Annotated in this window: 1 rRNA gene; it reads left to right on the plus strand. The window is 52.5% G+C overall.

Features of this window, described 5'->3' with window-relative positions:
• Window positions 1-3 precede the first annotated feature (3 nt).
• Window positions 4-2,932 (plus strand): 23S ribosomal RNA (locus I7822_RS29400); the annotation flags it as partial.

A 2,932-nucleotide genomic window follows, 5' to 3' on the forward strand; every position in this document is an offset into this window, starting at 1 on the left:
GAAGGTTAAGTTGTTAAGGGCGCACGGTGGATGCCTTGGCACTAGGAGCCGATGAAGGACGGTACTAACACCGATATGCTTCGGGGAGCTGTAAGTAAGCTTTGATCCGGAGATTTCCGAATGGGGAAACCCACTGCTCGTAATGGAGTAGTATTTTTACCTGAATACATAGGGTAATAAAGGCAGACCCGGGGAACTGAAACATCTAAGTACCCGGAGGAAGAGAAAGCAAACGCGATTTCCTGAGTAGCGGCGAGCGAAACGGAATTAGCCCAAACCAAGAGGCTTGCCTCTTGGGGTTGTAGGACACTCTATACGGAGTTACAAAGGAACGAAGTAAATGAAGAGGTCTGGAAAGGCCCGTCAAAGAAGGTAACAACCCTGTAGTTGAAACTTCGTTCCCTCCAGAGTGGATCCTGAGTACGGCGGGACACGAGAAATCCCGTCGGAAGCAGGGAGGACCATCTCCCAAGGCTAAATACTCCCTAGTGACCGATAGTGAACCAGTACCGTGAGGGAAAGGTGAAAAGCACCCCGGAAGGGGAGTGAAATAGATCCTGAAACCGTGTGCCTACAAGTAGTCAAAGCCCGTTAATGGGTAATGGCGTGCCTTTTGTAGAATGAACCGGCGAGTTACGATCCCGTGCAAGGTTAAGTTGATGAGACGGAGCCGCAGCGAAAGCGAGTCTGAATAGGGCGAAAGAGTACGTGGTCGTAGACCCGAAACCAGGTGATCTACCCATGTCCAGGGTGAAGTTCAGGTAACACTGAATGGAGGCCCGAACCCACGCACGTTGAAAAGTGCGGGGATGAGGTGTGGGTAGCGGAGAAATTCCAATCGAACCTGGAGATAGCTGGTTCTCTCCGAAATAGCTTTAGGGCTAGCCTTGAATTTAGAGTCTTGGAGGTAGAGCACTGATTGGACTAGGGGCCCCCAACGGGTTACCGAATTCAGTCAAACTCCGAATGCCAAAGACTTATATTCAGGAGTCAGACTGCGAGTGATAAGATCCGTAGTCAAGAGGGAAACAGCCCAGACCACCAGCTAAGGTCCCAAAGTATACGTTAAGTGGAAAAGGATGTGGAGTTGCTTAGACAACCAGGATGTTGGCTTAGAAGCAGCCACCATTTAAAGAGTGCGTAATAGCTCACTGGTCGAGTGACTCTGCGCCGAAAATGTACCGGGGCTAAACGTATCACCGAAGCTGTGGACTGTTCTTTTAGAACAGTGGTAGGAGAGCGTTCTAAGGGCTGTGAAGCTAGACCGTAAGGACTAGTGGAGCGCTTAGAAGTGAGAATGCCGGTATGAGTAGCGAAAGAGGGGTGAGAATCCCCTCCACCGAATGCCTAAGGTTTCCTGAGGAAGGCTCGTCCGCTCAGGGTAAGTCGGGACCTAAGCCGAGGCCGAAAGGCGTAGGCGATGGACAACAGGTTGAAATTCCTGTACCACCTCCTCACCATTTGAGCAATGGGGGGACGCAGAAGGATAGGGTAAGCGCGCTGTTGGATATGCGCGTCCAAGCAGTTAGGCTGACAACGAGGCAAATCCCGTTGTCACATAAGGCTGAGCTGTGATGGCGAGGGAACTATAGTACCGAAGTTCCTGATTCCACACTGCCAAGAAAAGCCTCTAGCGAGGTGAGAGGTGCCCGTACCGCAAACCGACACAGGTAGGCGAGGAGAGAATCCTAAGGTGAGCGAGAGAACTCTCGTTAAGGAACTCGGCAAAATGACCCCGTAACTTCGGGAGAAGGGGTGCTTTTTAGGGTGAATAGCCCGGAAAAGCCGCAGTGAATAGGCCCAGGCGACTGTTTAGCAAAAACACAGGTCTCTGCGAAGCCGCAAGGCGAAGTATAGGGGCTGACGCCTGCCCGGTGCTGGAAGGTTAAGGGGAGAGGTTAGCGTAAGCGAAGCTTTGAACCGAAGCCCCAGTAAACGGCGGCCGTAACTATAACGGTCCTAAGGTAGCGAAATTCCTTGTCGGGTAAGTTCCGACCCGCACGAAAGGCGTAACGATCTGGGCACTGTCTCAACGAGAGACTCGGTGAAATTATAGTACCTGTGAAGATGCAGGTTACCCGCGACAGGACGGAAAGACCCCGTGGAGCTTTACTGTAGCCTGATATTGAATTTTGGTACAGCTTGTACAGGATAGGTAGGAGCCTGAGAAGCCGGAGCGCTAGCTTCGGTGGAGGCGTCGGTGGGATACTACCCTGGCTGTATTGAAATTCTAACCCACAGCCCTTATCGGGCTGGGAGACAGTGTCAGGTGGGCAGTTTGACTGGGGCGGTCGCCTCCTAAAATGTAACGGAGGCGCCCAAAGGTTCCCTCAGAATGGTTGGAAATCATTCGTAGAGTGTAAAGGCACAAGGGAGCTTGACTGCGAGACCTACAAGTCGAGCAGGGACGAAAGTCGGGCTTAGTGATCCGGTGGTTCCGCATGGAAGGGCCATCGCTCAACGGATAAAAGCTACCCCGGGGATAACAGGCTTATCTCCCCCAAGAGTCCACATCGACGGGGAGGTTTGGCACCTCGATGTCGGCTCATCGCATCCTGGGGCTGTAGTCGGTCCCAAGGGTTGGGCTGTTCGCCCATTAAAGCGGTACGCGAGCTGGGTTCAGAACGTCGTGAGACAGTTCGGTCCCTATCCGTCGTGGGCGTAGGAAATTTGAGAGGAGCTGTCCTTAGTACGAGAGGACCGGGATGGACGCACCGCTGGTGTACCAGTTGTCTTGCCAAAGGCATAGCTGGGTAGCTATGTGCGGAAGGGATAAGTGCTGAAAGCATCTAAGCATGAAGCCCCCCTCAAGATGAGATTTCCCATAGCGTAAGCTAGTAAGATCCCTGAAAGATGATCAGGTTGATAGGTCTGAGGTGGAAGCGCGGTGACGTGTGGAGCTGACAGATACTAATCGATCGAGGACTTAACC

The organism is Metabacillus bambusae (genome assembly GCF_017497975.1).
GTDB lineage: Bacteria > Bacillota > Bacilli > Bacillales > Bacillaceae > Metabacillus > Metabacillus bambusae.